Origin of the sequence: Rhodococcus sp. ACPA4 (assembly GCF_002300185.1) — a bacterium.
In the GTDB taxonomy this organism is placed as follows: domain Bacteria; phylum Actinomycetota; class Actinomycetes; order Mycobacteriales; family Mycobacteriaceae; genus Rhodococcus_F; species Rhodococcus_F globerula.
In genome coordinates, this window is the sequence record NZ_NSDY01000001.1 from 756,710 (window position 1) to 782,403 (window position 25,694).

The 25,694-nt window shown below is 60.6% G+C and carries 26 protein-coding genes; 23 read left to right on the top strand and 3 right to left on the bottom strand.

Translation table 11 applies throughout. The annotated features are described in order from the left end of the window. From CJ178_RS03455 to CJ178_RS03555, 21 genes are all read left to right on the top strand, one after another. Nucleotides 1–1,017 (top strand): ABC transporter permease, encoded by a 1,017-nt coding sequence (locus tag CJ178_RS03455; RefSeq protein ID WP_095886108.1) that lies wholly within the window; start codon nucleotides 1–3, stop codon nucleotides 1,015–1,017. Next, a complete protein-coding gene (locus tag CJ178_RS03460) occupies nucleotides 1,014–1,895 on the top strand; it encodes an ABC transporter permease (RefSeq protein ID WP_095886109.1) in 882 nt (293 codons plus the stop codon). The genes CJ178_RS03455 and CJ178_RS03460 overlap by 4 nt, the downstream gene beginning before the upstream one ends. Next, nucleotides 1,892–3,637, top strand: a complete 1,746-nt coding sequence (locus tag CJ178_RS03465) for a dipeptide ABC transporter ATP-binding protein (RefSeq protein WP_095886110.1) — start codon at nucleotides 1,892–1,894, stop codon at nucleotides 3,635–3,637. Before CJ178_RS03460 ends, CJ178_RS03465 begins: the two co-directional genes overlap by 4 nt. After that, the gene (locus CJ178_RS03470; RefSeq protein WP_095886111.1) at nucleotides 3,634–4,872 is read left to right on the top strand and encodes an acyl-CoA dehydrogenase family protein; all 1,239 of its coding nucleotides are present in this window, start codon (nucleotides 3,634–3,636) and stop codon (nucleotides 4,870–4,872) included. The genes CJ178_RS03465 and CJ178_RS03470 overlap by 4 nt, the downstream gene beginning before the upstream one ends. Nucleotides 4,873–5,040: 168 nt before the next feature. Continuing rightward, on the top strand, nucleotides 5,041–5,946 hold the full coding sequence (locus tag CJ178_RS03475) for a LysR family transcriptional regulator (protein ID WP_033234734.1): 906 nt from the start codon (nucleotides 5,041–5,043) through the stop codon (nucleotides 5,944–5,946). A gap of 75 nt (nucleotides 5,947–6,021) precedes the next feature. Beyond that, entirely contained in the window at nucleotides 6,022–7,368 is a 1,347-nt protein-coding gene (locus CJ178_RS03480) for an LLM class flavin-dependent oxidoreductase (RefSeq protein WP_095886112.1), read from the top strand. Next, entirely contained in the window at nucleotides 7,368–8,687 is a 1,320-nt protein-coding gene (locus CJ178_RS03485; RefSeq protein WP_095886113.1) for an NtaA/DmoA family FMN-dependent monooxygenase, read from the top strand. The genes CJ178_RS03480 and CJ178_RS03485 overlap by 1 nt, the downstream gene beginning before the upstream one ends. A gap of 162 nt (nucleotides 8,688–8,849) precedes the next feature. Further along, complete coding sequence (locus CJ178_RS03490) at nucleotides 8,850–10,439, top strand: FAD-dependent oxidoreductase (protein WP_095886114.1); 1,590 nt, start codon at nucleotides 8,850–8,852, stop codon at nucleotides 10,437–10,439. Then, a complete protein-coding gene (locus CJ178_RS03495) occupies nucleotides 10,436–10,759 on the top strand; it encodes a 4Fe-4S dicluster domain-containing protein (RefSeq protein ID WP_095886115.1) in 324 nt (107 codons plus the stop codon). The genes CJ178_RS03490 and CJ178_RS03495 overlap by 4 nt, the downstream gene beginning before the upstream one ends. A 122-nt stretch (nucleotides 10,760–10,881) precedes the next feature. Next, nucleotides 10,882–11,277 carry an HIT family protein gene (locus tag CJ178_RS03500; RefSeq protein WP_095886116.1) on the top strand — a complete coding sequence of 132 codons (396 nt, stop codon included), beginning with the start codon at nucleotides 10,882–10,884 and terminating at the stop codon, nucleotides 11,275–11,277. Between the two features lie 138 nt (nucleotides 11,278–11,415). Then, the gene (locus CJ178_RS03505) at nucleotides 11,416–12,789 is read left to right on the top strand and encodes an MFS transporter (RefSeq protein ID WP_095886117.1); all 1,374 of its coding nucleotides are present in this window, start codon (nucleotides 11,416–11,418) and stop codon (nucleotides 12,787–12,789) included. Between the two features lie 139 nt (nucleotides 12,790–12,928). Continuing rightward, complete coding sequence (locus CJ178_RS03510; RefSeq protein ID WP_095886118.1) at nucleotides 12,929–13,471, top strand: VOC family protein; 543 nt, start codon at nucleotides 12,929–12,931, stop codon at nucleotides 13,469–13,471. 2 nt (nucleotides 13,472–13,473) lie between these two features. Next, on the top strand, nucleotides 13,474–14,238 hold the full coding sequence (locus CJ178_RS03515; RefSeq protein WP_095886119.1) for an SDR family NAD(P)-dependent oxidoreductase: 765 nt from the start codon (nucleotides 13,474–13,476) through the stop codon (nucleotides 14,236–14,238). Continuing rightward, nucleotides 14,228–15,148: a 3-keto-5-aminohexanoate cleavage protein gene (locus tag CJ178_RS03520; RefSeq protein ID WP_095886120.1), complete on the top strand. Its 921-nt coding sequence runs from the start codon at nucleotides 14,228–14,230 to the stop codon at nucleotides 15,146–15,148. Before CJ178_RS03515 ends, CJ178_RS03520 begins: the two co-directional genes overlap by 11 nt. Further along, nucleotides 15,135–15,563, top strand: coding sequence for a hypothetical protein (locus tag CJ178_RS03525; RefSeq protein ID WP_218833715.1), 429 nt, complete (start codon nucleotides 15,135–15,137; stop codon nucleotides 15,561–15,563). Before CJ178_RS03520 ends, CJ178_RS03525 begins: the two co-directional genes overlap by 14 nt. Then, nucleotides 15,563–15,997: a hypothetical protein gene (locus CJ178_RS03530; RefSeq protein WP_095886121.1), complete on the top strand. Its 435-nt coding sequence runs from the start codon at nucleotides 15,563–15,565 to the stop codon at nucleotides 15,995–15,997. The genes CJ178_RS03525 and CJ178_RS03530 overlap by 1 nt, the downstream gene beginning before the upstream one ends. Next, nucleotides 15,994–16,989 (top strand): dihydroxyacetone kinase subunit DhaK, encoded by a 996-nt coding sequence (locus CJ178_RS03535; RefSeq protein WP_095886122.1) that lies wholly within the window; start codon nucleotides 15,994–15,996, stop codon nucleotides 16,987–16,989. The genes CJ178_RS03530 and CJ178_RS03535 overlap by 4 nt, the downstream gene beginning before the upstream one ends. A 32-nt stretch (nucleotides 16,990–17,021) precedes the next feature. Beyond that, nucleotides 17,022–17,651, top strand: coding sequence for a dihydroxyacetone kinase subunit DhaL (dhaL, locus tag CJ178_RS03540; RefSeq protein WP_095887816.1), 630 nt, complete (start codon nucleotides 17,022–17,024; stop codon nucleotides 17,649–17,651). Continuing rightward, nucleotides 17,648–18,541, top strand: a complete 894-nt coding sequence (locus CJ178_RS03545) for a 3-keto-5-aminohexanoate cleavage protein (RefSeq protein WP_095886123.1) — start codon at nucleotides 17,648–17,650, stop codon at nucleotides 18,539–18,541. The genes dhaL and CJ178_RS03545 overlap by 4 nt, the downstream gene beginning before the upstream one ends. Beyond that, the gene (locus CJ178_RS03550; RefSeq protein WP_095886124.1) at nucleotides 18,534–20,249 is read left to right on the top strand and encodes an IlvD/Edd family dehydratase; all 1,716 of its coding nucleotides are present in this window, start codon (nucleotides 18,534–18,536) and stop codon (nucleotides 20,247–20,249) included. Before CJ178_RS03545 ends, CJ178_RS03550 begins: the two co-directional genes overlap by 8 nt. Continuing rightward, entirely contained in the window at nucleotides 20,236–20,991 is a 756-nt protein-coding gene (locus tag CJ178_RS03555) for an SDR family oxidoreductase (protein WP_095886125.1), read from the top strand. Before CJ178_RS03550 ends, CJ178_RS03555 begins: the two co-directional genes overlap by 14 nt. 5 nt (nucleotides 20,992–20,996) lie before the next feature. On the opposite strand, the gene CJ178_RS03560 is transcribed toward CJ178_RS03555, so the two are convergent. Together CJ178_RS03560 and CJ178_RS03565 are read right to left on the bottom strand one after the other, a co-directional pair. Continuing rightward, on the bottom strand, nucleotides 20,997–21,782 hold the full coding sequence (locus CJ178_RS03560; protein WP_095887817.1) for an IclR family transcriptional regulator: 786 nt from the start codon (nucleotides 21,780–21,782) through the stop codon (nucleotides 20,997–20,999). A gap of 92 nt (nucleotides 21,783–21,874) precedes the next feature. Next, nucleotides 21,875–22,390, bottom strand: a complete 516-nt coding sequence (locus tag CJ178_RS03565) for a GNAT family N-acetyltransferase (RefSeq protein ID WP_095886126.1) — start codon at nucleotides 22,388–22,390, stop codon at nucleotides 21,875–21,877. A gap of 543 nt (nucleotides 22,391–22,933) precedes the next feature. Between CJ178_RS03565 and CJ178_RS03570 the strand changes: the two genes are divergently transcribed. Beyond that, nucleotides 22,934–23,869 (top strand): MBL fold metallo-hydrolase, encoded by a 936-nt coding sequence (locus CJ178_RS03570; protein ID WP_095886127.1) that lies wholly within the window; start codon nucleotides 22,934–22,936, stop codon nucleotides 23,867–23,869. Here CJ178_RS03570 and CJ178_RS03575 read toward each other — a convergent pair. Then, complete coding sequence (locus tag CJ178_RS03575; protein ID WP_095886128.1) at nucleotides 23,863–24,543, bottom strand: TetR/AcrR family transcriptional regulator; 681 nt, start codon at nucleotides 24,541–24,543, stop codon at nucleotides 23,863–23,865. The genes CJ178_RS03570 and CJ178_RS03575 overlap by 7 nt on opposite strands. A 233-nt stretch (nucleotides 24,544–24,776) precedes the next feature. Between CJ178_RS03575 and CJ178_RS03580 the strand changes: the two genes are divergently transcribed. Then, nucleotides 24,777–25,586, top strand: coding sequence for a TauD/TfdA dioxygenase family protein (locus tag CJ178_RS03580; protein ID WP_095886129.1), 810 nt, complete (start codon nucleotides 24,777–24,779; stop codon nucleotides 25,584–25,586). Nucleotides 25,587–25,694 lie beyond the last annotated feature (108 nt).

The window sequence follows — 25,694 nt, forward strand, 5'->3', positions numbered from 1 at the left end:
ATGACCCGTTACGTGCTGGCCAAACTGGGCCAATCGCTTTTCGTCATCTGGGCTGCTTACACTTTCACGTTCGTGCTTCTCTACGTACTGCCTTACGACGCTGTCGATGTCATGTTCAGTCCAAGTGACGGTGACCTGGTCAGTGATGCGCAGAAGGATGTGGTCCGCGATCAGCTGGGAATGAGCGGGTCGGTATTCGAGCAGTACTTCACTCGTCTGCTGCGCGCCGTGCAGGGTGACTTCGGACAGTCGACGCGGACGGGTGAACCTGTCTTGTCGATGATCGCCCAGGTCCTGCCGCAGACGGTGATACTGGCCGCAGTTGCACTGACCATGGCGGTGGTCTTTGCTTTTGCACTGGCACTCGGTGCGGCCTACACGCGCAATCGATGGTTGGCCAACACCCTCGCAAGCATCCCGGCACTTGGAGTATCCGTCCCGGTCTTCCTGGTGGGATTGGTCATCTTGCAGGTGTTCTCGTTTCAGCTCGGCTGGTTTCCGTCGATCGGCAATGACGGCGTCGCTTCGCTGATTCTGCCGGCGGTGACCTTGGCGATCCCCGTCAGTGCTCCCATCGCCCAGCTGCTGGTGAAGAACTTCACCATCGGATTGGGATCACCGTACGTCGCGGTGTCGACGGCAAAGGGCGGAACGCGGCTCTGGGTTCTGGTCAACGACGTGGTGAAGAACGCCGCGCTTCCGGCTCTGACAATTGCCGGCATCACCCTCGGCAACCTACTGGCGGGAGCGGTGATCGTGGAGACGATCTATTCACGATCCGGTCTGGGCAGGTTGACGGAGACCGCGGTGCGGACCCAGGACGTGCCCTTGGTCCAGGCGGCAGTCGTGTTCGCAGCCTTGGTATTCGTGACGGTGAACTTCCTGGTCGACATCGTCTATCCGTTGCTCGATCCGAGATTGCGCACTGCCGTGCTCAATTCGAGGTCGGGTGTGTCAGCCAAGGATGTCGACTCCGCGCAGAAGAAGCCCGTCGAGCAGGAGTTGGTGCTCTCATGACCGCAGTAGTCGACATCCCCCGCACGGTGGTCACGGAGGAGCCATCGCCGGGGTACTCGGCCGGGCTGCGCCGCCGAGCACGCGAGATCGTGTCTGCGCCTGGCCTGGCCTTGTCCTGGATTGTCATCGTCGTGGTGATCTTGTGGGCGCTCGTACCCGGTCTCTTCACGAGCAAGAGCCCCTATGACGGTGACGTCGACGCGAGCTTTGCGCCGCCGAGTTTCGAGCACCCGTTCGGCGCCGACCGGCTCGGACGTGACCTGTTGGCACGCACCATCTACGGAACGTCGACGACGTTGACGGCGACGTTGGTCGCAGTAGCTGTCGGTTTTGTCATCGGCTCCGCGACAGGTCTTCTCAGTGGCTTCATCGGTGGGCGTGCGGACGGTGTCGTGATGCGTTTTGTCGACGTGCTGCTTGCCATTCCCGGCCTGCTCCTGGCGATGACCGTCGTGACTGCGCTTGGCTACGGAACACTGAACGTGGCGGTCGCCGTCGGAATCACCGCCATCGCAGCCTTCGCTCGTGTCATGCGCTCCGAGGTTCTCAAAGTGGCGCACACCGAATTCGTCGAAGCCTCTTACGGATCCGGGGCGAAGTTCGGACGGGTTGTTCTGCAGCATGTTCTTCCCAATTCACTCGCCGCGGTCCTTTCTCTGGCTGCGCTCGAATTCGGTGCGGCGATCCTTGCTGTCGCAGCGCTCGGCTTCCTCGGCTACGGCGCGCCGCCGCCGCAGCCCGAATGGGGGCTGGCGGTATCCGAAGGCCGCGACTATCTGGCCGTGTATCCGTGGATCGCGATCTTTCCGGGAATCGTGATCGCGGTAGTAGTCCTGTCCACCAATCGAATCAGCAAGTCGTTAGGAGAGTCGCGATGACCGAGCTTCTCGAATCACCTGTCGGTACCGAGCCGGCCCCGACGTCGACGCCGCTGTTGGCGATCGACAGATTGAGCGTCAGCTATGTCAGAGGTAGAGGTCGCTCCGTCGCGGCCGTGCGTGATGTGAGCCTGAACGTCGAGGCCGGCGAGTTCGTGGCGGTGGTGGGTGAGTCCGGTTCGGGAAAGAGCACCACCATTCATTCTGCGCTGCAGTTACTTCCGTCGTCGGCGCGGGTCGACAGCGGCACCATTCGCTTCCGCGGGGAGGACACCACCGGCTGGAACGACAAGCGACTGGCCAAGGTTCGGGGTCCGTTCGTCGGATTCGTTCCGCAAGATCCGGGTAACTCGCTCAATCCTGTCAAACGCGTTGGCACCCAGGTACTCGATGCTGTCGGTCTGCACCGACGTATAGGCAAGTCAGCAGCCAAGGCCGTGGCGTTGGAAAAGCTTCGTCTGGCCGGACTTTCGGACGTGGAGCGGTTGTACTCGCAGTTTCCCCACGAGCTCTCGGGAGGTATGAAGCAACGTGTTCTGATCGCCATCGCACTCGCGAACGATCCGGAGTTGCTGATTGCGGACGAGCCCACATCGGCGTTGGACGTGACAGTGCAGAAGGTGATCCTCGATCACCTCGAGCACCTGCGCTCCACACTCGGCTTGGGCATTCTGCTCATCACTCACGATCTGGGGGTCGCCGCGGAGCGAGCCGACCGTCTGATCGTCATGCAGGGCGGAACGATCGTCGAGCAGGGCACTACCGAATCGGTGGTCGGCGATCCGGCGAGCCCGTACACGCGGCAACTGCTCGAGGCCGCACCGTCGTTCCAACTCGGCCGATTGGCGCCAGACGTCGGCGTCGAACCGGCGAACGGCGACACGGTGAATGGCGACAGCGGGGAGGTGGTACTCCGAGCAGACGGGATCACCAAGTACTTCTCAGTGGTCGACGCGACCGGCGCGCGTGATGTCTTCACCGCGCTCGACGACGTCTCGATACGGCTACGCCGCGGAACGACGCACGCGGTGGTGGGGGAATCCGGCGCCGGGAAGTCGACGCTGGCCCGCGCCGTGGTGGGGTTGACGACTCCGGATCTCGGAAAGGTGTACTTGCACGACGACCCGATCTCGGGATTGTCGAATCGGGCACTGCACCCTGTTCGTCGACGGATCCAGCTGGTGTATCAGAATCCGATGTCCTCGCTCGACCCCAGATTCACGATCGAGCGCACCATCGCAGAGCCGTTGCGAACCTTCGGGATCGCCAAGGACCGCAAGGAGATCCGCGCGCGGGTGACCGACCTGCTGACAGCCGTTGCACTCGGCCCTGAGTATCTGCTTCGCAAACCGGCGGAACTGTCGGGTGGTCAGCGTCAGCGAGTTGCCATCGCTCGCGCACTCGCCGCCGACCCGGAAGTGCTCGTCCTCGACGAGGCGGTCTCCGCGCTCGACGTGTCGGTGCAGGCCCAGATCCTACGACTGCTCGTCGATCTTCAAGCCGAACGTGGGCTGACCTACCTGTTCGTCACACACGATCTGGGAGTCGTGCGTCTGGTGGCCGACGATGTCACGGTTATGCGGGCCGGTCGCACCGTGGAGTCGGGAGCCGTCGAGCAGGTACTGGGGAATCCGAGCAGCGACTACACCCGTGCACTTGTCGCCGCCGTACCGCATGTTCACCGGCAGGAACTGCTCGACGATCACAGGACCCACAGCCGTACGATCGGAGTTGCGTCATGACGTCCACGCTCGAAACGCCCACCAATCCGCTTCCACCTGGTCCGATCGATCCAGGTCCGGTAACACGCAGACTCGGGTTGGCCGAACTCTTCTCGAAGATACGTGTCGGAGCATCCGACCGAGATCGTCACCACGACATCCCCTACGGTTTGGTGGACGAACTTAAACAGGCAGGAATAGGCGCGTTGCGTCTACCTGTCGAGGCGGGCGGCCACGGCATCAGTCTCGTCGAATTGTTCGATGTGGTAGCTGATCTGGCCTCCGCGGACCCGTCCATCGCGCATGCGCTGCGCAACCACTTCGGCTTCGTCGAGAATGCACTCTCCCTGCCGGTCGTCGGAATCCGAGGACGACTCCTCGAAGAGACAGCGCGCGGTACGTTGGTGTTCGGATCGTACGGTGAACGGACCACGCCCACGTCAGGCGACGCCCAGGCGGACTTCACAACCACCGTGCGTAAGCAGGACGGCCAACTTCTTCTGCGTGGTGAAAAGTTCTACTCCACTGGCAACCTGTACGCGGACTATCTGGTTGTGAAGGGGAATTGGGAGACCGGAAAACCGGTGACCGTGGCGATTCCCGCCACGCGGGTGGGTATCGATCGGACAGATGACTGGGACGGAATCGGCCAGCGACTCACCGGAAGTGGCTCGACCAGATACTTCGACGTGATCGTGCGCGACGACGAGGTCCTTCCTGAAGACGGTCCGTCCGTCGACAAATACGAGGCATCGTTTGCGCAGTTGTATCTCACGACGGTCATCGCCGGAATCGTTCGCAGCATCGTCGCGGATTCCGTGGAGGCAGTCAACGCCCGTAGTCGCAACTATTTTCACGGTCAAGCCGACCATCCATCGGGGGAGGCGGTGGTGCACCATACGATCGGGCAGATATCGGCGTACTCGTTTGCCGTGACATCGGCAGTGCGCGCCGCAGCCCAGGTGCTGGACGCGGCGGTGCGGGCAACCGATCCGGACGAGCGCGCCGAACTGAGACTGGCTGCTGCTCTTGATGTCTCGAAGGCGAAGGTGATCGCCGACGAACTCGCCGGCAAGGCCGGATGGTTGTTGTTCGAAACTGGCGGTGCATCCACCACCAGCCAGTCGAAGAATCTCGACAGACATTGGCGAAATGCCCGGACGCTGTCCTCGCACAATCCCGGAAGCTACAAACTGCGCTATCTCGGAGCTTACGAGGTCAACGGGGAGTTGCCGCCACCGATCAGCTACTTCTGAAATCTCAACTGCAGCTGTAGCAATCTGAAACTTCGGTCTGTTGTTTCCGAGTGTTTCGCGCTGAGGTTGCTCGAATCCCGGTGATCCCAACTCTGTGGAGGCGCCGGGATTTCCAGCACAATGTGTTATCGGGCGCTCCGCTCAATTGCCTGGCCGCGAGGACACATCATGTATGACATACGACGATTGATTCTGCTCCACGACCTCGCGGAACTGACGACGATGACCTCGGTCTCCGAACGTCACGGAATCACGACATCTGCAGTTTCCCAGCAGATGCGTCTCCTCGAAGAGGAGGTCGGCACAGTTCTCACGCGTCGGGAGGGACGAGTCCTGCGCCTCACCCATGCCGGCCGGGTTCTGGTCGACCACACCGCACGCATCATCGCTGCGCTCGAGGAGGCTGAAAGCGCTGTCGCGGCCACCGGTGAATCGGTCACGGGTGTCCTCACCCTCGCGACGTTTACCACCGCTCTCACCCGACTCGCGATTCCCGCAGCAACCCGTCTTCATCGGGAACATCAGGGTCTGCGAGTCCGATTGGTGGACGCGGTACCGGTCGATTCCGTACCGGCAGTGAGGCAACAAGAAGTCGACCTTGCGATCACCTACACGTATTCGTTTCGTACGAGCGAACTCCCCGTCGGATTGAGCTCGGAGTTCCTGTTCACCGATCCGCTCGTGCTGTTGGCGCCGGCACCGCTGCGTGAGCGGGCTCAGCTGTACGGTCTCGAAGCAGTTGCCGATGCCGACTGGATTGCGGCCAAGGACGGTGCTCCGTCGATTGCGTCGATCATGTTCTCCTGCAGGCAATCCGGGTTCACCCCACGAATCGAGCATCGTTCGGCAAGCTTCAGTGCCATGGCGGAGATGGTCGATCACGGTTTCGGTGTGACGGTGCTGCCGGAGATGGCTGTGCCGGAGTCGGCCAAGCACCTCGTTGCCTGCCCTGTCGCCAACGGAGCCCGCGAGATCGGTGTGACGTATCGTCAGGCCTCGCTCGAGCGACCGGCGGTGGCTGCGGCGATCCGCGCGCTGAGGATGGCTGCGGTACCGCTGCGTCTCGCGTCGTGAAGTCTGCCGCGATCGGTACCCATGTCCTTCAGGTCGCGGATTTCATGTATTCAGTTACGAAGGAGGCGAACATCGATGACCCGTCAGGTCCATCTCAACGTCAACATCCTCAACGCCGGTGTGTTCGGTGGTTCCTGGCGACTTCCGGGAACCGATCCGCTGGCGAGTTTCGGCCTCGCACACTATGTGGACATCGCGCGCAAGGCCGAGGCCGCTAAGTTCGACGCAGTATTTCTCGCCGACGGTCCGGCGATCCGGGAAGATTTGCGCTATCGGCCGTTCAACAGTCTCGAACCGTCGGTGGTGCTCGCTGCGGTGGCCGCGTCGACGTCCAGGATCGGATTGATCGGCACCCTGTCTTCGAGTTACAACGATCCGTATGACGTGGCAAGACGCTTTGCGACGCTCGATCAACTCAGCGGCGGACGGTCAGGGTGGAATGTCGTCACCACGGCGGGCCGGGAATCAGCGCGCAATTTCGGTTTCGACGACGAGCCCGATCACGGCCGGCGGTACGAACGTGCGGCAGAGTTCGTCGAAGTGGTGCGAAAGCTTTGGAACAGTTGGGAACCCGACGCGTTGGTGGGGGATAAATCTGGCCAGGTGTTCGCGGACACCACACGGATTCACCGCACCGACCATCACGGCGAACACTTCGACGTGGCAGGCCCGCTCAACGTTCCGCGGTCACCACAGGGTGAGCCGGTGGTTGTGCAGGCGGGTGCCTCACGTGACGGGCGGGCACTGGCGGCCAGGGTCGGCGAGGTGATCTTCACAGCGGCGCAGACCGAGGACGAGGCTCGGGAGTATTACCACGATGTGAAGGCGAGGGCGCGCGGATACGGCCGAGGGCCCGAGGACGTCATCGTCCTGCCTGGACTGTCGACCGTGATCGGCAGTACGGAAGCCGAGGCTCATGAGCGTCGTGAACTGTTGGCCGAATTGGTGCCTCCCGAGTACGCGCTCGAACGGCTCGCGGGTCAGTTGGGGGTTCCTCGCGAGAGCTTGGTTCTCGACGGCTCGTTGCCGTGGGAGCTCTTGGCCGATCCGGACGACGCGGGTGGATCGCAGACGTTCTACAAGATCGCGGTCAGTCTCGCCCGGCGCGAGAGCTTGACCGTTCGGCAGCTGTTGAGGCGACTGGGCGGAGGTGCCGGACACCGGATCGTCACCGGCACTCCGGAACAGATAGCCGATGCCATCGTAGATTGGGTGGACAAAGGCGTTGCCGACGGATTCAACCTGATGCCGGACGTGCTCCCGAGCGGATTCGACGATTTCGTCGATCACGTCGTGCCGGAGTTGCAGCGCCGCGGTGTTTTCCGCACCGACTACGACAGCACCACGCTTCGTGGACATCTCGGGTTGGCCGCTCCTCACCATGCGATTCCGTCGTCGCACGTCGAACAGGTGGTGGCGTGATGAGTCGTTCGCTGCACTTCTTCGTCAACGTCGGTAGCGCGGGCTACCACTCGGCGGCCTGGCTCGACCCGGAACTCGATCCCAGCGCCTTTGTCACTCTCGACCACTACCGCCGCGCCGCCGAGACCGCCGAGCGCGGCAAACTCGATGCGTTGCTGTTCCCGGATATCCCGGTCCAGCACCCGGGCATCGGCCGTGGACCGGCGGCCTCCCTCGACCCGGTGCTACTGACCAGTGCGCTCGCGGTGTCCACCACCCGGATCGGTCTGATTCCCACTGTGTCATCCACCCTGAATCTGCCGTACAACCTTGCTCGTCGAATTCTCTCGCTGGATCACGTGAGCGGTGGTCGTGCCGGATGGAACGTGGTGACGACGTTCGAGCCGAATGCGGCCAAGAACTTCGGAATCGACCACCTTCCGGAACGCGACGAGAGATATCGCCGTGCAGCGGAATACGTAGAACTTCTCGAAAGATTGTGGGACAGTTGGGAGTACGGCGCTCTGATCGGTGATCAAGAGAACGCGCGCTTTGCAGATCCGGATCTGGTACACGCTGTCGAGCACCGAGGCGAGTTCTACTCTGTTGCCGGCCCGCTCAACGTCACGAGGTCGCCACAGGGACGACCGGTTCTGGTCCAGGCAGGATCCTCCTCTCGAGGGCGGGAATTCGCCGCAGCCCATGCCGAGGCGATCTATGCCACCCAGTTCGGACTCGACGCTTCAGGAGAGTTCTCCACGGAGATCAGGTCGAAAGCTGCTGCACTCGGCCGCGATCCGGATCAGATCAGGATTCTGCCCGGACTGGTGCCGATCGTTGCAGAGACCGAACACGCGGCGCGAGAGAAGTTCGACGAACTTCAAGCGCGCCTTCGTCCAGAGAGTGCACCCGTTCGCCGGCTCGCATCGTGGTTGGGATTCCCGGACGAAGAGTTCGACCTGGATTCGCCGCTCCCCGCGCATGTGCTGGACCTGCCGTCCGGTCGTGTCGGCCCCCAAGGATTCTTCACGTCGCTCGCCGATTATGCAGCATTGACCGGCCACACTGTTCGTCATCTGTTGACCGAATTCTTGGGCGGTCATCGTGTGGTAATCGGTGATCCTGTACAGGTGGCTGATCATATCGAAACCTGGTGGCGGAGCGGCTCTGTGGACGGATTCACGATTATCCCCGCTGTCCTGCCTCGGTCACTGGAGGACTTCGTCGACCTTGTCGTTCCGGTTTTTCAGGAGCGGGGCATTTTCCGGTCCGAATACGGCGGTGTCACGTTGCGCCATCACCTCGATCTGCGTGAACCTGCGAATTCCTTTGCGTCCTAAAGGTGACTCCGTCCGTGCGAACGCGTTTTCGTCCACACTTCGTCGATGTAAGGGCAGAGCCGGTTGCATTCACGATGATCCTGATTGTGGCACTGCAGCGTTCGCTGGAGAAACATAGCGGTATCAGGTTCATTCGTGTAGACCTTTGACAGGAGCAGACCAGTGACGGACGTCCTCGAAGTTTCCACTGATGTGCTGGTAATAGGTGGTGGTCCCGCCGGCGCCTGGGCAGCGTTGCGTGCCGCCGAGGCCGGTGCGGACGTCGTCCTGGTCGACAAAGGGTATTGCGGGACGAGCGGGGCGACTGCGCCGTCGGGCACAGGTGTCTGGTACGTCGAACCCGAACCTGCGGCGCGCGCAAAGGCCAAAGCAGGGCGTGAGGCACTCGGCGGATTCCTCGCCGATCACCATTGGATGGACCGCGTCCTCGAGCAGACGTATACCAACATGGACCTCCTGGCGGTAGAAGGCAGATACCCGTTCCCCGTCGACGCGCGTACCGGTGAGCAGATTCGCACCGGCCTGCAGGGGCCGGAATACATGCGCAGAATGCGCGCCTGGATCCGCCGCGCCGGAGTGCGAATTCTCGACCATTCGCCCGCGCTGGAGTTGTTGGTGGACAACCAAGGTTGTGTGCGGGGCGCCAGCGGATGTCGGCGTCACGAGCATCACGACTATCGAGTGTCCGCAGGTGCTGTCGTGGTCGCGAGCGGCGGATGTGCCTTTCTCTCAGGCGCATTGGGTACCAACGTCGATACCGGTGACGGCGCACTGATGGCAGCTGAGGTGGGGGCCGAGTTCTCCGGAATGGAGTTCTCCAACGCATACGGAATTGCTGCGGCCGGATCCACCATCACGAAGACGGCGTACTACGCCTACGCAACCTTTTTCCATGCTGACGGGAGCGTACTCGAAGGGGCCGGCTCGGCGAAGGGGCGATCTGTCATCGCGAGAACCTTGAAGTCCGAACCCGTCTTCGCGCAGATCGACCGTGCGGACGTCGAGGTGCAGCGTCGAATGAGGATGGGGCAGCCCAATTTCTTCCTGCAATTCGATCGCCGCGGAATCGATCCCTTCACCGAAAGGTTCGAGGTCGGGATGCTCGCCGAGGGGACCGTGCGCGGTACTGGTGGAATCAACGTCGTCGACGACGATTGCGCCACGACTGTCCCCGGACTGTTCGCTGCTGGGGACGCTGCAACTCGCGAACGTATATGCGGAGGTTTCACCGGCGGTGGCAGCCACAACGCGGCCTGGGCGATGTCGTCCGGTTCATGGGCAGGATCGGGTGCCGCGAGGTACGCGCGGTCGGTGGGGCGTGGATCAAGGATCGGTCTCCGCGGAGCGGGGACGGTAGGGCTACGTCCCTCGTCCAACTCTCGCCTGACTGCTGTCGACGTGGTGAAAGCTGCTCAGGAGCAATTGCTTCCCTTCGACAAGAACTACTTGCGGAGCGGAGATCGAGTGTCGGCGGCGCTCGATGAACTCGAATTGCTCTGGGGTGCAGCGAGCGTGGGTCTGGGTGGCGCGCCCGCTGAACGGATGGCAGCTCGTCAGGCGGCGGCGATCACTGCCGTGGGTCGGTGGATGTATCACTCGACCTTGGTGCGGACTGAAACTCGGGGGATGAACAAGAGAGACGACTTCCCGGCACTCGACGTCGCGCAGCATCATCACATCTTGACCGGAGGACTGGACGCGGTGTGGACCACTACGGCCGATCCCGCCGGTGCAAGTTTGGTGGCGTCGTGATCGAACTGGTGTCAGCACAGGACTGCATCGGGTGCGACAAGTGTGTAGAAGTCTGTCCGACAGATGTTTTCGATCGCACGCCATCAGGTGTTCCCGTGATCGCGCGCCAATCGGACTGCCAGACGTGCTTCATGTGCGAGGCATACTGCCCGACCGATGCCTTGTACGTGCATCCGCAATCGGCACCAGTGGGAAGTGCCGATGTGATCGAGCGCGATCACATCGGACGCTACCGGGAGAAGATCGGGTGGGGAAAGGGGAGGACACCTGGGGCGCTTACCGCAGTGGGACCCGAGGTGCCCCGCCCGATCACGACCTGACGACAATCGTTGCAGCCGTTCCGAGATCGTCTCTTCGAGCGGGAGCCGGCCGGTGATGAACAGGGTGTTCCATGACTAGTGCCTGCACAATTTGCGCGAAACATCGAGGTAGTGGGCCGTTGGTGAGTCCATTGATTTTCGAGGACGATCTTGTCGTAGTCTCCCACCGCCCCCTATCGCAGGGCACTGCGGTGCCGGGGTATCTCTTTGTCGAGACCAGGCGCCATGTGCGCAGTCTCTCGTTGATGACCGAACGTGAGGCGTTGGCTGTTTCCCGTGCAGTCTGGTGCATTTCGCGAGTGCTTGAAGCTGAACTGTTTCCGGAGAGTGTATTTTCGGCCATCGTCGGTCGCAGTGTCTCCCATTTTCATCAGCACGTATTCGTCCGCCCGTTCGGCACCCCGGATTCGGTGGCGTGGAACGACGTAGATTCCTGGGACTCGGCCCCTCGAGTCGATGAAGATGAACTCAATCGTCTCTGTCACCGACTGCGCACACGCTTCGAAGCAAGGTACTGATCGTCCCGGTGACGCTATTTCCCCGATTCGATAAAGTTCCGATCATCGGGAATTGTGTATGTGAACTTCGGTCGTCGACCCGCATCGTCTCTGTGTCAGCCATCACAACGATGTGTTCGAATGACTACGAGGTGAATCATGCGTCACGAAAGAACTACCACCGAGCAGCTTGCACTTCCGGACAGGACAGTCCGGAAAGTCATGCTCCGCTTCATGCCGGTCATCGGATTGGCCTACATCGTCCTGTATCTCGACCGATTGAATATCGGTGTCGCAGCACTGACGATGAACAAGGAACTAGGCATATCTGCATCGATGTTCGGGTTCGCTGCCGGAATCTATTTCTGGAGTTACACGATCTGCGAACCACCGAGCAATTACATTCTTACAAAGGTCGGGGCGCGACGTTGGATCACCCGGATCATGATCACGTGGGGGATCGTCACGATCGGGACGGCCTTCGTGCAGGGTGCCTCAGGCCTGGTCGCAGCTCGATTCCTCCTTGGTATCGCCGAGGCCGGATTCTCTCCGGGAATGCTGTTCTTCGTCTCCAGATGGTTCCCCAATCGCGATCGCGGTGAGGCGATGGCGTGGATCGTGACATTCATTTGTTTCTCGGGGTTGGGCACGCCGATTACGACGCACCTGATGGCTATCGACGGATTTCTCGGGCTGTCGGGCTGGCGGTGGGTCTTCATCCTCACGGGTATCCCGGCTGTCGTGATGGCTTTCGTGATCTACAAGGTCCTGCGCGACAGGCCCTCCGAAGCTGAGTTTCTCACCGAAGAAGAACGCGGTTGGCTCACCGACACTCTCGAAGCCGAGGCACAGGAGCGTGAAGCGGTAGTCGGTAAGCACAGTTTCCTGCAGGGACTGGTGCATCCTCGTGTCCTAGTCCTGATCGCCGTCTTCATTTGTTTCACATTCAGTCTCAATGGATTCCAGATCTGGATGCCGCAAATCTATGCGCAGTTCGGAATGACCACCACGCAGATCGGCTGGGTTGCTGCGCTGCCGGCACTCATTGCGATCGGGCCGATGATCTGGTGGACGCGGCATTCGGATCGCGCTGGTGAACGCCCCATGCACTTTGCTATTGCGGCATCTGTTGCGGCGCTCGGATTCGCTATCGCTGCATTGTTTTTCACCACTCCCGTGATTGCGATCTTCGGATTCTGCATCGCCGGTATCGGTCTCTACAGTTCGATGAGCATTTTCATCACCATGCCGTCCAGTTTCCTCACCGGCGCCGCACTTGCTGCCGGCTTCGGAGTGATCAATGGAATGGGTAACCTCGGTGGCTATTTCGGCCCTCAGGTGACCGGATGGATCAAGGATGCGACCAACAGTTTCACGCCGGCAATCGGTGTGTACTCCGCAGTGCTCGCAACGGCGGCACTGATCGTGCTGATTCTCAAGCTACTCACCAGGAAAGCCGACAAGGCGAATGCTCAACTGACACTGGACTACCGGTTCGAGCGGGACGCTCTCGTCGCACCCGAGCAGGGTTGAGCGCAAACACGCAAGCGGCTCGAGTCCCGATCAACGGGAATTATGCATTCTTTCTGCGCATATCTGCGCGACATCATCAGAGTATCCGGATCACAGCCGTCGACGGTAGGGGTCGCCGGCCACGACAAACGAGGACATCGTGAGTAAATATTTTGGACCATTGCGCCAATTGGGCTACGTCGTGGGCGACATTGACAGTGCATTGAAATACTGGATCGACGTGGTTGGCGTCGGACCGTTCTTCTTCGTGGAAGACCAGCCCCTGAACGACTTCGTCTTCCGCGGCAAACCAAGTGCACCGCGATTCAGTGTTGCACTCGCGCACAGTGGTAGCGCCCAGATCGAGCTGATTCAACAGCACAACAACGAGCCGTCAGCTTTCCGTGAGTTCACAGATCGCGGTCTCGAAGGCCTTCAGCATGTTGCGTACTGGACTACGGATTTCGATTGCCATGTGGCGGAATCGAAAGAGCGCGGACTCATCGAACTGCAGAGTGGTCGCTCCGGGAGTGGTGCTCCTGACGAACGCTTCGTCTACTTCGAGGAAAGTGCGTACCCAGGCACCGTCATCGAACTCTCGGAGGTCAGCGGGCGCAAGGGAAACCTGTTTCGCGCCGTCGAGGCGGCATCGCAGGGATGGGACGGGTCTGATCCCATCCGCGACATGCGGAAGGTGCTGTAGCCGTGAGCAGCAAGGTAGCAATCGTGACGGGCGGCGCGTCCGGAATCGGGCTGGCGACCTGTCGGCGCTTCGTCGCCCAAGGCTGGAATGTCGTGTCCGCGGATCTGTCGCACACGCCGGGCGACAGTGCGCTGTCAGCCGATACTCGGTCGATCGGGGTTCGGACGGATGTCACCGACGAAGGGGATATCCGTAGGCTGCGTGAAGTCGCCGAAGAGGTGTTCGGTCGCGTCGACGCAGTCGTGACTTCGGCCGGGACTGCTGACAATGCTTCAGTTCGGCAAACGACACCCGAACGATTGAGGCGAACACTCGAGCTGAATCTGGTTTCGACGTTCACCGTCGTTCGCGAGTTCGTGGACCTACTCGCTGCCGATGATGGTGGATCGGTGGTGACGATCGCGTCGGTATCGGGTCTGCGCGGCAGTGTTGACCGTGCGTCGTATTCGGCATCGAAGGGCGGAGTGGTCGCCCTGACAAGTCAGTTGGCGATCGAGTTGGCGGACGAGGGAATCCGCGTGAACTGCGTCGCGCCCGGATCAACACTCACTCCCTTGGCGCGGCGTGCTCAGAGTCCTGAAATGCGCAGCGCTATCCTGGCGTCCATTCCACTGCACCGCTATGCGGACCCGAACGAGATCGCCGAAGTCGTGACGTTTGTCGCCAGTCCCGCTGCAGGTTTCGTGACTGGTCAGACCTGGACGGTCGACGGCGGTCAGTCGATGGGAGCCGGTTGGAATCTACCGAAGGATCGTCATGACGACTGATCAATGGATGGCCGTGACGGACAAACCGGTAGTCATCGGAGTTCACGTCAACGAGAACACCATGCGCGAACCAAATCCCCACATTCCGTGGATGCCTGACGAAATTGCGGAGACTGCGCGAGCCTGTGAGTCTGCGGGCGCGTCCGTGATGCACTTTCACGGGCGCACGGCAGATGGAAGTGCTGATCACTCGGCCGCAACATACGGCGCGATCATCGAGCGAGTTCGCGCAGTGTCGAATCTTCTGCTCGCGCCGTCCATGGCAAATTTTCCCGGATGCTCGGTCGACGAACGCTTGGCGAATCTTGCTCCGAATCAAGCGGATCCGACTACACGTTCCGATTTCTTGGTCATCGACATGGGTTGTGCCGCGATGGACCTGATCGATGCGGGCACTGGCCACTACCTCACCGATTCGAATGTGTTCGTCAACGACACCCGAACCCAGATCGAACTTCTCTCCCGCGCGGTCGAACTGGGCATGGCGCCGTATCTGACGTCGTTCAACGTCAGTTGGACTCGCGCCATAGTTGCACACGCCAGAGCGAGGAGCCTTGCGTTGCCGTTGGTGGTTGCGTTCATCCTCGGCGGCGACGAGTTTCCCGCCGCGCACCCGGCGACTGCTGCTGGGCTACGAGCACAGTTGGACTTACTCCCGGAAGATCTGCCGATCGAGTGGATAGTTTCTGCCTACCGCGGCAATGTCCTCGCAGCAGCGGAGGAGTCGATCAGCCGTGGCGGTCACGTTGCTATCGGTGCGGGTGACTATCACTACGCAGAATTGGGATATCCGTCAACACCCGGCCTGGTGGAAGAGGTAGTCGCCATTGCGCGTCGGTACGGACGCGAAACTGCAACGCCGGAACAGGCGCGACGAATTCTAGGGGTGGATGTTCATGCGAGTCGTTGACGCAGAAGGCGTAGAACCCACTTTGGCGTACTCCGCGAACGGTCGGCGAGTGTGGGTCATGGATTCGATAGCGTTCGCCTCGGCGGCGCAGTGTGGTGACGTGATCGTGACTGGTTCGCACGGCGGAACGAGCGCCGGGGAATACGCGGTCGAGTTCGGCGTGCGCGTAGTCGTATGCAACGACGCCGGCATCGGGAAGAACCGAGCAGGTATCGCGGGCTTGGCGGCAGTCGACGCACAGGGTATTGCGGGTATTGCAGTCGGACACAACAGTTCACGCATCGGCGACGGAAATGACGTGTGGGAAAACGGCATCGTCACGTACGTCAACCCGACCGCTGCCCACGCTGGAATACGCCTGGGAGGGCGCTTGTCGAATGAAATTTTAGCTTTGGTCGAGAGAGGAGTCGGTTGATGTTTCGAGGCACAGTCGGTGTGGAGAACGGCAGAGCAATCGTTGTCATGGACAGCATGTCGCAGATCGAAACAGCGGATCGAGACTGCATTGTCGTCGCAGCCTCCAACGGCGGCCAGGAATCCGGACGGATGGCGATTGCAACTGGTTGCGCATTGGCCGTGATGAATGACGCCGGCGTAGGCAAGGACCATGCCGGGATCAGCGGAATCATCCATATGGGAGAGGCCGGTCTTGCCGGGGTCGCGGTTAGCCATGACTCTGCCGAGATCAGCAATGGAATGGATATGTGGCACAACGGAACAATCTCGTATGTCAACGGTCCCGCAGCATCCGCGGGAATAAGGGTCGGCGACGACGTCCGTACAAGCGTGGTCGGATTTGCTCTGCGCTTCCCCCTCGACTCCACCACAGGAACTGAGAGGCCGTCGTGAGCAGCCACGTCGTCAACAGGCCCGAAGATGTTGTGTGGGAGGCGCTTGAAGGTCTTCAGATTCTCTATCCGACAACGATCTCGTATCATCGGGACCCGGCTTTCGTGACGCGGGCGCAGGGCAGGCGCGACAAGGTTGCCCTGGTGTCAGGCGGAGGTGCCGGCCACGAACCGCTGCATTCGGGATTCGTGGGGCTCGGCATGCTGGACGCGGCCGTTCCGGGAGCAGTCTTTGCCAGTCCCACGGCCTTTCAGATCCGCGCAGCGGTCGAGGCAGTCGAGACAGGCCGTGGGGCTCTGCTGATCGTGAAGAACTACACCGGCGACAAGCTGAACTTCTCGATCGCGGCAGAATTACTGGGCGCTGAACGGCAACTGGAGATCGTGGTGGTCGACGACGACCTCGCGACAGCATCGACGGACCAGGGTGGTCCTGGACGGCGAGGCACTGCGGCGGTTATTGCCGTCGAGAAGATCTGCGGCGCTGCAGCGGAGAGTGGTTGGGCGCTAACCGAGGTTGCTGAACTGGGGCGTCGAGTTGTGTCGGCGTCGGCAACTCTGAGTGCGGCCCTCCGCTCGTGTACACCACCTGGGCAGACCCGTCCATCTTTCGAACTGGCACCGGACGAGATGGAATTCGGAGTCGGTATCCATGGTGAGCGTGGCCGGGAGACTCGGCCGATCATTACCGCCACGGAACTTGTGGAGCAATTGGCGGCCCCGATCATCGAGGCGATCGGCGCGGCGCGCGGCGAGGGAGTTATTGCGATAGTCAACGGTCTGGGAGCCATCCATGAACTCGAATTGGCTATTGCCACTGTCGGATTGAAGTTATTTCTCGACACGGTCGGTATCACCTTGGACCGCGTCATCGCCGGTTCATTTGTCACTGCATTGGATATGCATGGACTCTCGATCACTTTGATTCGCTCGACGGAGGAGTTTCTGGATCTGTGGGACGCGCCGGTCCGGACCGCAGCGCTGTCGTGGTAACTCGCATCTGTACTACCGAAAAGAGCTTCATGATGACAACACTGAACGTCGGCGACGCCCTTGCCTGGATCGCTCGATTTGCCGGCGAGGCTGAAGATCAGTTCGACGCGCTCACCGACCTGGACAGGCTCGTCGGTGACGGGGACTTCGGTATGAATCTGCGCTCCGGTCTCCGGAGCGCGGTGCGCCGAATCGACCAAGATCCGCCGTCCGACCCCGGTGGAGCATTCGCTCGGGTGTCCGATGCGTTTCTCGACACCGGTGGCACGAGTGGGCCACTGCTCGGTTTGTGGTTCGGCCGCATCGGAACTGTGTCCGGCAATAGTGTCACTGCAACAGATTTCGCGTCTGCTCTGAATGAGGCGACCGCAGCGGTTCAGCGCTTGGGCAACGCACAGGTAGGGCACAAGACCATGGTCGACGCCATGGTTCCGGCCGCCGCCGCGTTGTCGGACAGTGCGGCCACCGGCGCAACCGTCTTTGCCGCGCTGGAGGCTGCCGCCGACGCAGCGCAGCGCGGGGCAGAGTCGACGCGTTCGATGCTGGCGCGGCGTGGACGAGCAACTTACGTGGGTGAACATGCTCGTGGTGTCGAAGATCCGGGCGCTGCGGCGATCGCCATGTTCTTTGACGCGGCGCAGCAGGAATGTGATCCGGCATGAATGGTCTCGAGGACAAGGTGATCGTGACGGTTGCCCCCACGGGCGGCTTCCTGACGGCAGCCGACAATCCGTATATACCGACACAGCCGCAGCAGATTGCCGCGGACGTCGCGAGATGTCACAGTGCCGGAGCAAGCGTGGCGGCGCTACACGCACGCCGGCCGGACGACCAAGCGACCTGCGACGCTGCAATCTATCGATACATGAACACGCTTGTGCGCGAACGCTGCGACATCGTGCTGAACAACTCGACCGGTGGTGGCGTCAACGGTGACATGGTGCGTACTCGCAGCGACGGAAGTCGCGTCGTCGACTGGGACGCGAGGCTGCAGGGCCTGCACGGCGGCGCCGACACGTGCACGCTGGATGCGATCACTGCGTATGTGAGTTCGCCGGTTGGCGAGGTGCTGATGGACACGCCGCCCAGTCGTGCCGCCGAGCTCGCGTCCGCCATGCGTGCTCTCGGAATCAAACCCGAATGGGAAGCGTTCAGCCCCTCACATCTGCTGCAGGGAATCCGTGATCTGACTGCCGGAGATCCCGACCCTCACCTTGTCAATCTTGTTCTCGGTCTCGATCGCACTTTTCAGAACGCGATGCCGTACTCCCCGAAGATCTTGCAGGAGATGGTGGACTACCTGCCCGAGAATTCCGTCTTCTCGGTGAGCATCAGTGGTAGCGATCAGATACGGGGACTCACGCACGCACTGTTGCTCGGCGGACACGTACGTGTCGGGATCGAGGACTATCCATTTCTCGAGACAGGTGAGCCGGCGGAGAACGCCCGATTGGTGGAGAACATCGTCGGGATCATCGAGCGGCTTGGATTGCAGCCGGCGACCACTGACGAAGCAAGGGCCATACTCGGATTGGACGGCACCGATGGATAAGACACTGCGGTCACAGGATTGGTTCGGCGGCAATGATCTCAATGCCTTCATCCATCGGTCGTGGATGAAGAACCAGGGCATCCCCGACCGAATGTTCGACGGACGGCCGGTTATCGGAATCTGCAACACCTACTCCGAACTGACCCCGTGTAACGCCCATTTCCGGGATTTGGCCGAACAGGTTCGGCTGGGAATCATCGAAGCTGGGGGTTTCCCGGTCGAATTCCCGGTGATGTCCCTGGGCGAGACAATCATTCGACCCACGACGATGCTCTACCGCAACCTCGTGAGTATGGATGTGGAGGAGTCGATTCGCGCCAACCCCGTCGACGGCGTCGTATTGCTCTGCGGCTGTGACAAAACCATCCCGGCACTGGTGATGGGTGCCGCGAGTTGCGACCTTCCGACCATTGTCGTGTCCGGCGGGCCCATGCTCAACGGGCGTCATCAAGGTAAGACCGTAGGATCGGGGACGTCGGTGTTCGAGATGAGCGAAGCGGTTCGTGCCGGTTGTATGAGCGAATGTGAGTTCAGGGCCGCCGAATCGGCGATGTCGCGTTCCCCCGGCCATTGCAACACGATGGGTACAGCCTCCACGATGGCATCAATCGTGGAGGCATTGGGCCTCACCCTCCCGGGAAATGCGGCGATCCCCGCGGTGGACTCTCGGCGGCGAGTCCTTGCGCGAGACAGTGGAGTTCGGATCGTGGAGATGGTGGCCGAGAATCTAACGATGTCCTCAGTGGTGGACCGACGGTCGCTGGAGAACGCGATCCGAGTCAACACGGCTATCGGAGGTTCCACCAACGCAGTGGTACACCTACTTGCCATTGCAGGAAGGCTCGAAATCCCGTTGGAACTAGCCGACTTCGGTGAGCAGAGCCGAGATGTTCCACTGTTGGTCAACCTCATGCCTTCTGGCGCGTTCCTGATGGAAGATTTCTTCTACGCCGGTGGCCTGCCTGCGGTGATCGCAGAGCTCGGGGATCTCCTCCACGCAGACGCACTGACGGTCACTGGGAAAACGCTGGCCGAGAACAACTCTGGTGAGGTAGTGTGGGACGCCGACGTCATCCGTAGCACCGAAGCTCCGCTGCGTGAGCAGGCGGGAATTGCGGTTTTGACGGGAAATCTCGCACCGAACGGTGCCGTGATCAAGCCGTCCGCGGCGTCACCTGAATTGCTGTGTCATGTGGGGCGCGCGGTCGTTTTTCGCGGAATGGACGACTTCACGGCTCGGATCGACTCACCGGATCTGGATATCGAAGCCGATGACGTCATCGTTCTGACCGGTGCCGGGCCGAAGGGTTTCCCCGGGATGCCAGAGGTGGGGAACTTGCCGCTTCCGCGGAAACTGCTGGAGCAGGGTGTACGAGACATGGTGAGGATCTCCGATGCGCGAATGAGCGGAACTGCATTCGGTGCTGTGGTGCTGCACGTTGCGCCGGAGGCAGCGGCGGGCGGACCGCTTGCGGCGGTCCGTGACGGTGACATGATCGAACTGGACGTTCAGCGCGGTGTGCTGCGTGTTCTCGTGGACGACGAAGAACTGGCTCATCGACTTCTGATGTTGCCGTCGCCCACGTCGAGGTACTCGAGCGGATATCAGCGATTGTTCGTCGATCATGTGATGCAAGCTGATAGGGGAGTCGATTTCGACTTCCTCGTGGGTAAACGCGGAACGGAGGTCCACGGTGACAACCACTGAGCGGGTGGCGCGAGTAGTGGTCGTGACGGGTGCAGGATCGGGACTCGGTCGCGCTATGGCGACGGGCCTACTCGATGTCGGACACCATGTCGTGTTGGTAGGCCGAAACACTAAGAAACTCGAAGCGACAGCAGTGGGACATGACCGCGCAGTGGTGTGCTCGGCAGATGTTTCCTCGGCTGACTCGGTTCACGAACTTTTCGCGGCGGTATCGGCGAGATTCGGCAGACTTGATGCGCTGATCAACAATGCGGGAACGTTCGGGCCCTCAGGAACCGTGGACGAGATCGATCCGGTGGACTGGAACGAGTGCGTCGCCGCCAACCTCACGGGCGTGTTTCTCTGTGCGCGCGAAGCAGTTCGGATCATGAAGGCTCAGGATCCCCGCGGTGGCCGGATTATCAACAACGGTTCGCTGTCCGCGCACACACCGAGGCCGGCGAGCGTTGCCTACGCGGCAACCAAGCACGGTGTTTCCGGTTTGACGAAGTCGATTTCTCTCGACGGTCGCGAGTTCGATATCTGTTGTAGCCAAATCGATATCGGCAACGCCGCAACCGATATGACTTCAGGCGTAAGCCACTCGGCCAGGCAGGCGGACGGCACAACCAAGCCCGAACCGACTTTCGACCCACGTCATGTGGCGGATACCGTTGTGCGACTGGTAGATCTGCCACTCGACGTCAGCATTCCGACGTTGACAATCATGGCAAACCGTATGCCCTACGTTGGACGTGGCTGACTAGGTCAGCGTCGCTGCAGCACCGGCCGGACGACGGACTGTGCGCTTGACAGATCGCGCGAGATAGCGATTGCGGTAGTTCTCACAGCCGCATCGATTCGAGTCAGATTGATGCGACCAGCCATACCGGAGATGGAGATAGCACCGAGAACATCATCGTCGGGGCCGAAGATGGGCGCAGCAGCGCCCACAATCCGAGGGAGGGCTTCTTGACGATCGAAGGCAACGCCTCTTCTGCGAACCCGATCCAGTTCGCTGTGGAAGAGTTCGGGATCTGTGATGGTGTTCTCGGTGTGGGCTTTCAGGACGCGGGGAATTGCGACGTCGGCTAGTTCGGTAAACGCCAATACTGCTTTGCCGGAACAACTTGCGTGTGCCGGCCATCGACCCCCGATCTGTTGCGGAAGGCGTGGACCGTCGTCGCCGCGAAAGACGTCCAGGTACACCACGTCGAATCCGTCCAAGACCGCGAGACCGACGTTGTGTCCGGTTGCTTCACGGAGCGCCGAGAGGTGTCGTCGGGCTGCCTCGCGGAGGTTGCGCTGGCGCGGAACAGATTCGCCGATCTCGAACAACAGCAGGCCGAGGCGGTAGTTGGTTCCCTGCCGTTCGAGCAATCCGACGCGGACAAGATCGTCGACCATTCGATACACGGTCGTTTTTGCCATACCGGTTCGGCGGACCAGCGCTGCAGCGCTGAGAACGCCTGAGCTGTCACGGAATGTCTTCAAAATCTCGGTGGATCGACCAATCGCTGAAATCTCGCCATCGGTCCGATGAATGGGACTCACACTGAGCATTCTGTCTGCCCGGCGAAGGATTGTCGAGCGGTTGTCGAGGCACTCAGGAGGATTGGCGACTGCATGGTGGTTTCGGCCCGAGCTCAGCCGTGGAGTTGTACGAATACCTTCTCGAAACAGTTCGAGAACGGCATTACTTCATAGGGCGAGAAGATCGGAATCCGCGAATATCCACTCTTTTCATACAATCTGACTGCGTCGGGTTGACGGTCCCCGGTCTGAAGAATCAGCCGTGGCCGTCCAGCCTTCCGGGCAGCATCCTCGACCGTATCCAAGATGAGTGTGGACACGCCACCTCCGCGATGCGACGGCTTGACGAACATCCGCTTCAACTCTAGATCGGCGCCGTTCCAACGAAGCGTCGCATGGCCCACAGGTTGTGGTTCGTCACCTTCGCGCCCACTGGCGTACACCACCACTGTCAGGTGCACCGATTGCGGGTCAACCGAATTTGCGGCCGCTCGGTCGGCAGTGGATACGCGGTCGGAGTAGCGTGGCCCCACTTCGGCAGCCATCTCGCCGCGTAATGCCTCGGCATCAGGATGGGTCCACGACACCTCACGAATGTGGAGGGATGAAGTCTTGATGTCGTGTGCCATGTGTAGTGTCCTTCTGACGCAGACGATGAGATCAATTCGACACGAATAGTATCGGTAAGCGTGCGCCGCGGGGTCTCGAGTGCCACCACAGGAATTCAGGATTCGGAGTTCGTCCCGAGTTTCGTATGAAGGGCGTTGGAGTAGTCTCCCGCATCGGACGCCGCGAGGCACTGGCTTACGGGACCAGACTCGTTAATACGGCAAATATCGATTGAATATATTGTGGCAGTGTTGGATTCGATTTCATGTGCGCTCGGTGAACGGCCGTCGCCGCGCACCGTAATGGAAGGCGGGATCGATGAAAGGGACCGCTCGATGATGGTCGAATCACGGTACATGGATCGGAATGGATCCGTTTCGATCCGAGTGATTTCAAATTGTCTCCGACAAGCGTGGAGCGAGGGTCACGAGAAGGTGGCACTGTTGCGGTGGAGGATAGGTCCGATGATCGGGACTCGCTGGTTGGGATCGGAACAGCGTGGGGTCAGTATGTGTCATTGCGCATCACAAAGATGTGCCTGAGCGAATGGAAGTGCAAGGCGGATGAGTTTCGGCATCGACATCGGATCAGCGCGCGTTACACAACTTACAGAGATGGCGCACTGGCCGTTTGCTGCACGCGATCTGTTTCCCTTGATCAGCGACGCCGAGGTCGAGGCCGCATCTCGTCTGTTGGCAGAGCCATTCGTGGACAGACCGAGTGGCGATTTGGTGCTTGCAATCCATACTTACGTCGTCGAGATCGGTGGTAAGACGATCGTGGTAGACACGGGAAACGGCAATGACAAGAACCGCCCGAACCTACTGCCGCATCACATGTTCGACACCGATTACCTCACACGTTTTGCTGCCACCGGCATCGGCCTCGATAATGTCGATGCCGTTATCAGCACTCACCTGCATCCTGATCATTGCGGTTGGAACACCAAGCTCGACGCAGGGGTTTGGAAGCCGACATTTCCCGGTGCCACATACATTTTCGGGCGTATTGAACTCGAAGGTCTCGAGCGGCTGGCCGCATCTGGTGCCGGCGAAGGTGTGGTTTCCGATCTTGTGAAAACCTTTGAGGACAGCATTCGTCCGGTACTCGACGAGGCGGCGTGGGTGGCTGTCGACGACGGTTATGTCCTGGCGGAGCACGAAGGGACAGCTGTAGTAGTGCGTGTTGCGCCTGGGCACACGGGTGGGCATCTCACGGTGGAGATCCAGACTCCTGACGGCGGCGCGGTCATCTCCGGTGACGTCATTCACCATCCCATCCAGTTTCTGTTTCCGGACCTCTGCCAAGGCGGGGATGCTGAACCCGCTGTTTCGTTGCGAACCCGCACGGCGTTGCTTGATCGGTGCGCGCGTGAAGGTCTGCTTCTGTTACCAGCACACTTTCCGATCGATGAGCCGATCACGGTCGGATTCAATGCAATCGGCGTTCCCGAGGCAGAGTCTGTCCTAGCCGTGAGGGAGCACCAGCGCCTTCAGTGACTCGATGGAGTCGGGTTCAGCTGGGCTTCCTTCTGGGCGTCGAGAGTTTCCTGGGAAACCGGAGCTCGCAGTAGTGCTTCCCATCCGTCGATCAGGGCGGACAGTTCAGCATGGGTGGGTCGGGTGCCGCGTCTGTCGTAACCCGCCAATACCCGGAGATAGCTGGTGTAAACGATCTGAATGCGCTGCAGTCGAACATCTTCCGCGAGTTCGACAAGGCTGTCGTTGAGACTCTGGTTGACGGCGGACCCGCTTGTTGTCACAGTCGGATCTGCGGTGGTGAAGACGCGGCCGAGAATTGCCGTTTCCATCAGCCGATCGAGTAGTGCGACGTAGTGGTTGTCCGGGCTGATGCTGTTGGCCAATGGTTGCACAATTGCCCATAAAGCCTCGCGCGTAGTCATATTCGCGCCCTGTGAGCTTGTTCGGAGCATCATTGCTTGTCTGTCTGCGTTGATGTCGGGCAGGCGGTAAGCGAATATCGCGTGCAGCAGATTTTCCTTCGAACCGAAGTAGTAGGCGATTACCGATGCATTCTGCTGGCCTGCCGCGATGCGGATGTCAGAGATGGAGACGCCCTCATAGCCGCTGAGTGCAAAAAGCCGCTCCGCGGTTTCGATGAGTTGAACGCGTGTCTGTTCTCCCGCGCGGTATCGGCCACGTTTTGAGGTCACACTGGTCGACCCTACCGGCGACAGTGTTGTGGCTGGACTCGTCGGGTCGAATATAGCCGGACTGCAAGAGCATTGGTGAATTCTCAGCGTGAGTGGCTGGCAGGGTATCGACCAATCTGACGTCTGTCAATGCTTAAATCATCGAAATTTTAACGATGCTCAAAATAAGAAACATTGATTACTTTGAACGCAGTCCAATTTGCACACCCACGTATATGTTTCGAGGAAGATTGATGACCGCAATCGCAGAACCCACGACAACTACAATCGTGCCCCTCGCCGGCAAGATCGGCGCCGAAGTCCGGGGCCTGCGAGTGGACTCACTGACGGACGCCGATGTTCAACTGGTCAAGGACGCGCTGTACCGCTACAGCGTGCTCTTTTTTCCGGAACAGGGCCTCGATCCGGCGATCCACCGCGCGTTTGCGCAGCACTTCGGTGAGGTTGTTCTCCCACACGAGCACTTGTTGAACCTTGGCGACGAGGGTTACCGCGAGATCAGCGTGATCGGCACCGAGAACGGAAGCGCGTACCAGGCCAATCGTTGGCACTGCGACGTGTCCTGGCGTGACGCGCCGTCCAGGTTCAGCGTTCTGCACATGCAGGTCCTTCCGGAATTCGGCGGTGACACCATGTGGTCCAACCAGTCCGACGCACTCGACGCTTTGTCGGAGCCGCTGCGTGAACTCCTCTACGGCCTGACCGCAAAACACCGCATCGCACCGAGGGAGAATGTCCCCGAAGCCGACCACCCGTTGGTGATCCGGCATCCCGAGACCGGACGCGAAGCGCTTTTCGTCAACGACCTGTTCACCAGCTACATCAACGAACTCGACGCACAAGAGAGCGCCGCGATCCTGGGTGTACTCAAGGCAGTGTCGATCCGACCGGAATTCACCGTCCGTCGCCGCTGGACTGTTGGCGAAATCGCTATCTGGGACAACCACTTCGTCCAGCACAACGCGATCTACGACTACGCGGATCAGCCGCGCCGAATTCATCGCATCGAGGTTGCTCCGGAAGCTCCCATCCCGGCTCGCTGACTCTGACGTCACCTCGCGCTTCTCCAAGCTGCTCACGAACCACTGTCCGCGAGCAGCACGATCTTTCATCCCGATCAACAGCAGCACCTGCCCGTGCAGGGCCCCTCG